Source organism: Bartonella sp. AD328YNZD (assembly GCF_042196425.1).
Window position 1 is genome coordinate 1 of record NZ_JBHIQG010000130.1, and the last position, 6,348, is coordinate 6,348.

Genomic DNA, 6,348 nt, shown 5'->3' on the forward strand with positions numbered 1-6,348 from the left:
GCGGCTTTACAGTCCATCATACCAGCGCCAGATAATTCTCGAAGTTCTTTTACTTGTGCAGCAGTAATGCTCATATTTGCCTCTTTATTCTGTAACAGTGAAAGCGTGCAAATTTCCTCTGCACGCCAGTAACCTCTTCTTTAGAAAATAAAAGTACCTTAGTTAGGCGTTTTATATTACTCAGGAACTTCTGAAACCGCATTTTCCAACATAGGCTCCACAGGTGCATCAACTTGAGCTCCCAAATCAATACCCATGGCACCTTGCTGGCGTGCAATACCATCAAGAGCAGCACGAGCAAAAAGATCGCAATAAAGAGAAATTGCACGCGAAGCATCATCATTTCCTGGTATTGGATGCGTTACATCATCAGGATCGCAATTGGTATCAATAATAGCAATTACAGGAATACCCAAACGCTTTGCCTCTTGGAGTGCAATATTTTCTTTATTTGTATCGATAACAAATATAAGATCTGGAACAGATCCCATATCTTTAATACCACCAAGCGCACGATTAAGCTTTTCACGATCACGTTCAAGATTTAAACGTTCTTTTTTGGTAAAGCCTTGTGCTTCAGCGGCAAGAATTTTGTCAAGCTTACGCAAACGATGTATTGAATTGGAAATCGTTTTCCAATTTGTGAGCATGCCACCAAGCCAACGCGCATTAACGTAATATTGGGCAGAACGATTGGCCGCATCAGCGATAATGTCAGATGCTTGTCGTTTCGTACCAACAAAGAGAATACGACCACCGCGCGCAACAGTATCTGAGACAAGTTTAAGTGCTCGGTGCAAAAGTGGAACAGTCTGAGCAAGATCAATAATATGGATATTATTACGCTGACCATAAATATAAGGTGTCATTTTGGGATTCCAGCGATGAGTCTGATGACCAAAATGTACACCTGCTTCTAAAAGCTGGTGCATAGTAAAATCGGGTAGTGCCATAAATTTTATCCTTTCCGGTTCAACCTCCGCGGAAAAAGCAGGAAAACCTACTACCGGCGGATGCTTGCTAGACTCTTCTCACAGACTATTTGCAAACACCCAAACTCCGCGTGTGGAATAGTGCAAACATACTATTATTTGATTCTTTTTCAAGTCATTTTCTTCAATCATTTAATATTTGCATTTTCACATTGATCAAGATCTTTTCCAAGTTCGAGGAATTCGAGACTATTCAATTTGGCACGCACAGAAAAAGTTCCATAATCCATATGAAGATCACGCATAACACCATTCTCATGTAAGAGAAAACTGCTACGATAAATCGGCAAACCATCTTTATTTTCTTCATCATCAAAATAAGAGATTGTAACAGGCCAATATTTTTCTTCATCCAATTTTTTCATTTTTTCCGTTTCGCTATCAGATAAAAGTGCCTTCTTTTCCCCTATAACAACACTTTCTTTTATAACTTTATCTGCTTTATTCGTCCCATCAAATACCGTAACATTGTAAAAATGATGCCCTGCTTTTGCATGGCGAATAATATTTTTTAGTTGCATTACTGGAAATTCAGCCATTGCAAGCTTATACTCTTTTTCTTTTGGCTTTTTTAATGTAACTGTAATACCATCCGGAGTGCGCTCTGCGACCCCTTCGGCACGATGCGCAACCTCTTCTCCCTCTTGATCTGTAATATCAAAACGAAATGTACGGCTGTCCCCTGTTTCATAACTCGTCGTCTGTTGATCCGTTAAACGTACCGGCATACCTTCAATGTTCATACGGCTAATGAAACGAAAACGTGTATTATAACCCTGACATACCGAACCAGTAAGCTCGTAAACCATTCGCCCTGTCATCCCAGAAATTGTCATTTCATGCGAAACGTTATCGAGATGAAAATCATAAATTGCTCGATGAGGCACAATAAAAATGGGCTCTTCAGCTCTCGCAGTACATACAAAAACAATATATAAAATTATTATAAATAATGATCTTATCATTCCCAACTTCCAAACTCTATCCCCGTTGCATAACATCATACAATAAGGCAAAAAAGGCTAATTTCTCAATTAACCACACATTTCCTTAAATCAAAAAATAGGGTATGCAATGAATGTATTATAGAACAGCTATGGAGTTTAAATTATGACCAATGGAATTGAAAGAAACCTAGAAAAGTTCGGTATCACTCTTCCTGAAGTAATCCCCCCCCTTGCCAATTACATCACCACTTCGCAAAGTGGTAATCAACTCTTTATTTCTGGACAGCTTCCTCTTATTAATGGAAAACCTATAGCCATCGGTAAAGTTGGTACAACTGTGAATGTCGAACAAGCCCAAAAAGCATCTGAAGCTTGCGCTCTCAATATTCTCGCTCAACTCAAAGCAACTCTGGGTGACTTAAATAGAATAAAACGCATGGTAAAAATTACTGTTTTTGTGGCGGTAGATTCTCATTTTACCGATATCCCTTTTGTTGCCAATGGAGCTTCTGATTTATTTGTCAATATTCTTGGTGAAATTGGAAAGCATGCTCGTTCTGCTATTGGTGTTGCCTCTCTTCCCATGGATGTTCCTGTAGAAGTTGAAGCCATCATAGAAATCTAAATCTTCATTAAAGACAGTGCATCACCCTAGCTAAATATAACTGAATCCAAAATACTTCTTTGTCTTATAACTTTGATAAAACTTGCACTTTTTTGTTTTGAAATTAAAATTCTAAACCTATAATAAAAGGAAACATTTGTATGAAACAAGCTTATGACAATAACAATATTTTTGCTAAATTGATTCGCAATGAAATCCCTTCTGTTCGCGTCTATGAAGATAATGATGTTATTGGATTCATGGATATCATGCCACAGGCACCAGGTCATACGCTGGTCATTCCTAAAAAAGGCTCTAGAAACTTGCTTGATGCAGATACTGAAACATTATTTCCTGTTATTAAAGCTGTTCAAAAAATTGCAAATGCCGTCAAAAAAGCCTTTCAAGCAGATGGGATAACTGTCATGCAATTTAATGAAGCAGCGAGCCAACAAACCGTTTATCACCTCCATTTCCATATTATACCGCGTATGGAAGGAGTAGAACTTACCCCTCATAATGATGTGATAACACCTATAGAAATACTTGAAGAAAATGCAAAAAAAATCCGCGCAGCCTTGTAACATGCTCTTAAGTTGTTGTGCTTTTCTTTCCTGCACGTTTTTTTGTAAAATTTTTCATTTTACTTTTCTTTGAACCAATAGATACATCGGGAGATGAAATTTTTAACTGTAATCTTTCTTTTTCGCCATTTGATTTTTCTGTCAATACGTGAACGATTCCACCATTGCGTAACTTTCCAAATAAAATTTCATCAGCTAATGGCTTTTTAATATATTCTTGTATAACACGCCCTAGTGGGCGTGCTCCCATCTGAGAATCATATCCTTTATTGGAAAGCCATAAAGTTGCAGAAGGGCTTAATTCAAAACCAATCCCCCGATCAGCTAATTGTGCTTCAAGCTGAAAAATAAATTTTTGCACTATCTGATTAATGATTAAGTGAGATAAAGGCGCAAACGGAATAATTGCATCTAATCGATTACGAAATTCTGGTGTAAAGAGTCGATTGATTGCTTCTATATCCTCACCATCACGATGTACTTTCCCAAATCCAATAGCTGATTTTGCCATATCTGAAGCACCAGCATTGGTTGTCATAATCAAAATAATATTGCGGAAATCAATTTTCTTGCCATTATGGTCTGTTAATCTACCATAATCCATTACCTGCAATAAAATATTAAATAACTCTGGATGTGCTTTCTCAATCTCATCGAGCAAGAGAACTGCGTGAGGTTTCTGATCAACTGCATCGGTAAGGAGACCACCTTGATCAAATCCTATATAACCTGGAGGTGCTCCGATTAAGCGCGCTACCGTATGCCGTTCCATATATTCTGACATATCAAAACGCAATAATTCAATGCCTAAAGATGAGGCAAGCTGTTTTGCAACTTCAGTTTTTCCTACACCTGTTGGTCCTGAAAATAAATAACTTCCTATCGGTTTATCTGGTTCGCGTAAACCTGCTCTCGCCAATTTAATTGACGAAACTAATACGGAAATTGCCTGATCCTGCCCATAGACAACCTGCTTGAGCTCTTTTTCAAGCTTACTCAGTATCTTTTGATCGTCCCGAGAAACTGTTTTTGGTGGAATCCTTGCAATTTTAGCAACAGTCGCTTCAATTTCTTTAACACCTATACTCTTTTTGCGCTGTTTTTGTGGCAAGAGCTTTTGTGCTGCGCCACTTTCATCAATAATATCAATTGCTTTGTCAGGTAACCTACGATCAATTATATAACGTGAAGATAATTCTACAGATGCCTTCATCGCCTGATCTGTATATTTAATCTGATGAAAACCTTCAAAATAAGGCTTTATCCCCTGCAGAATCTTAATTGCATCAGTAATAGAAGGTTCATGAATATCAATCTTCTGAAAATGGCGTTCTAAAGCACGATCTTGTTCAAAGAATTTTCGATATTCTCTATAAGTCGTCGAACCAATACACCGCACAGCTCCAGAAGATAATGTAGGTTTTAAAAGATTTGCTGCATCCATATTTCCCCCTAATGTCGCTCCTGCTCCAATTAAGGTATGAATTTCATCAATAAATAAAATAGCATCTGGATACAGCTCAAACTCTTTAATAACTTGCTTTAAGCGTTCTTCAAAATCACCGCGATAACGTGTACCTGCAACAAGTCCCCCCATATCAAGAGAAAATATTGTTGCATTTGATAAAACTTCAGGCACTTGCCCATCAACAATGCGCTTTGCCAATCCCTCAATTATAGCGGTTTTCCCCACTCCAGGATCACCAACCAAAAGCGGATTGTTTTTTGACCTGCGACATAAAATCTGAATCATGCGTGAAATTTCTATTTCACGGCCAATTAATAAATCAATTTTCCCATTACGTGCTTTACAATTGAGATCAACACAATAACTCGTTAAAGCACTTGTTACCCTTTCATTATTGTCCGAAATCTGCTGATCTAATTGCTCTTCAAGTCCTTCAAGTAACATAGATAATCCATCATCACGCGTGATACCATGTGAAATAAAACGTACAGCGTCATAGCGTGTCATTCCCATCTCTTGAAGAAAATATGCTGCATGGCTTTCGCGTTCAGAAAAAATTGCCACAAGAACATTTGCTCCCGATACTTCATCTTTTCCAGCAGATTGAGCATGGATCACCGCGCGTTGTATAACACGCTGGAAAAAATCTGTAGGCTTTGTATCCTCATCAGCTCTAATCTGTTCATCTAGCTCTGAGCGAAGATAATTGGTTAAGCGCTCTCGTAATTCTTCTACATCTACTTGGCATGCCTGAATAACGGAATTTGCATCAGCATCATCTAACAGGGCAAGGAGAAGATGCTCTAATGTTGCATATTCATGCCGTGTTTGAGTGGCAATTGTTAATGCACGATGCAAAACCTCTTCAAGACTAGGTGTAAAAGATGGCATAATTCCTCACTTCTGTTCCATTACACATTGTAACGGATGTTCATTTTGACGTGCACATTCCCTCACTTGTACTATTTTCATTTCAGCAACTTCATAAGTATAGGTTCCACATTCGCCTATCCCATTGTGATGAACATTTAACATAATCCGTGTTGCTTCTTCGAAACTTTTTTTAAAAAAGTTCTTCAAAATGAAAACAACAAAATCCATAGGTGTGTAATCATCATTGAGTAAAAAAACGCGATATAATTTAGGTTTTTGGAGTTTTGCTCTAGCCTTAGGTATTACAACCGCACCATACCTACCTTCTTCCCAATTTTTGCCCTTTTCATAATGCATAATATGAAGTATAGAGTCCACCGTGAGCGTCTGTTCCATGATTGTTTTCCATGCAGCGTATTTTTTATTAATTTTAAGTTCTTTCATAATTATTGCAATACCTGTTTTATAAGAAAAAACTTCCCCCCTATGGTTAGATTTAAGTCACTCATAAAATAACTTCTGTAAACAAATTAGTAATACCATTCGTCTAAACTGCATCAACAAATTACAGAAAAGGAAGCTTTATAGAGGTTTTTTAGGATAAATGGAGAAATAGGATACTGCAAGTGTATATTAACTATCAAAAAATTATGCGCTGCTATAAAAAAATAGCAATCTCTTTTGTTATGTTAGCTTTTTCTCACTGTTGGGCATCAGCTACACCTCAAGGAGCCTATCCTGATAAGTATGCGGCTATTGTTATAGATGCCACTACAGGAAAAACTCTATTTCAAGCCAATGCAACATTGAAGCGTTACCCTGCTTCTTTAACAAAAATGATGACATTGTACCTCCTCTTTGAAGCTATGCAGATGCGTCG

At 37.7% G+C, this 6,348-nt stretch carries 6 protein-coding genes and 1 pseudogene; 3 read left to right on the forward strand and 4 right to left on the reverse strand.

Annotated elements, in window-relative coordinates; genetic code table 11:
- Positions 1–176 precede the first annotated feature (176 nt).
- Positions 177–953 carry a 30S ribosomal protein S2 gene (gene rpsB / locus ACFIO3_RS07120; protein WP_375608532.1) on the reverse strand — a complete coding sequence of 259 codons (777 nt, stop codon included), beginning with the start codon at positions 951–953 and terminating at the stop codon, positions 177–179.
- Between the two features lie 167 nt (positions 954–1,120).
- Positions 1,121–1,957 (reverse strand): cell envelope integrity EipB family protein, encoded by an 837-nt coding sequence (locus ACFIO3_RS07125; protein WP_375608531.1) that lies wholly within the window; start codon positions 1,955–1,957, stop codon positions 1,121–1,123.
- A 145-nt stretch (positions 1,958–2,102) separates the two neighbouring features.
- On the opposite strand from ACFIO3_RS07125, the gene ACFIO3_RS07130 reads away from it, so the two are divergent.
- Both ACFIO3_RS07130 and ACFIO3_RS07135 read left to right on the forward strand, forming a co-directional pair.
- Entirely contained in the window at positions 2,103–2,564 is a 462-nt protein-coding gene (locus ACFIO3_RS07130) for a RidA family protein (protein WP_375608530.1), read from the forward strand.
- Positions 2,565–2,704: 140 nt separating this feature from the next.
- A complete protein-coding gene (locus ACFIO3_RS07135; protein ID WP_375608529.1) occupies positions 2,705–3,127 on the forward strand; it encodes an HIT family protein in 423 nt (140 codons plus the stop codon).
- 7 nt (positions 3,128–3,134) lie between these two features.
- On the opposite strand, the gene clpA is transcribed toward ACFIO3_RS07135, so the two are convergent.
- On the reverse strand, positions 3,135–5,486 hold the full coding sequence (gene clpA, locus ACFIO3_RS07140) for an ATP-dependent Clp protease ATP-binding subunit ClpA (protein WP_375704250.1): 2,352 nt from the start codon (positions 5,484–5,486) through the stop codon (positions 3,135–3,137).
- 6 nt (positions 5,487–5,492) lie between these two features.
- Positions 5,493–5,864 (reverse strand): ATP-dependent Clp protease adapter ClpS, encoded by a 372-nt coding sequence (gene clpS / locus ACFIO3_RS07145; protein ID WP_375608558.1) that lies wholly within the window; start codon positions 5,862–5,864, stop codon positions 5,493–5,495.
- A gap of 230 nt (positions 5,865–6,094) precedes the next feature.
- Between clpS and ACFIO3_RS07150 the strand changes: the two are divergent.
- Positions 6,095–6,348, forward strand: a pseudogene (locus ACFIO3_RS07150) (D-alanyl-D-alanine carboxypeptidase); the annotation flags it as partial.

Excerpts from the sequence above, each read along its gene's own strand:
- rpsB (WP_375608532.1), bottom strand. The coding sequence starts at position 953 with ATGGCACTACCCGATTTTACTATGCACCAGCTTTTAGAAGCAGGTGTA.
- ACFIO3_RS07125 (WP_375608531.1), bottom strand. The coding sequence starts at position 1,957 with ATGATAAGATCATTATTTATAATAATTTTATATATTGTTTTTGTATGT.
- ACFIO3_RS07130 (WP_375608530.1), top strand. The coding sequence starts at position 2,103 with ATGACCAATGGAATTGAAAGAAACCTAGAAAAGTTCGGTATCACTCTT.
- ACFIO3_RS07135 (WP_375608529.1), top strand. The coding sequence starts at position 2,705 with ATGAAACAAGCTTATGACAATAACAATATTTTTGCTAAATTGATTCGC.
- clpA (WP_375704250.1), bottom strand. The coding sequence starts at position 5,486 with ATGCCATCTTTTACACCTAGTCTTGAAGAGGTTTTGCATCGTGCATTA.
- clpS (WP_375608558.1), bottom strand. The coding sequence starts at position 5,864 with ATGGAACAGACGCTCACGGTGGACTCTATACTTCATATTATGCATTAT.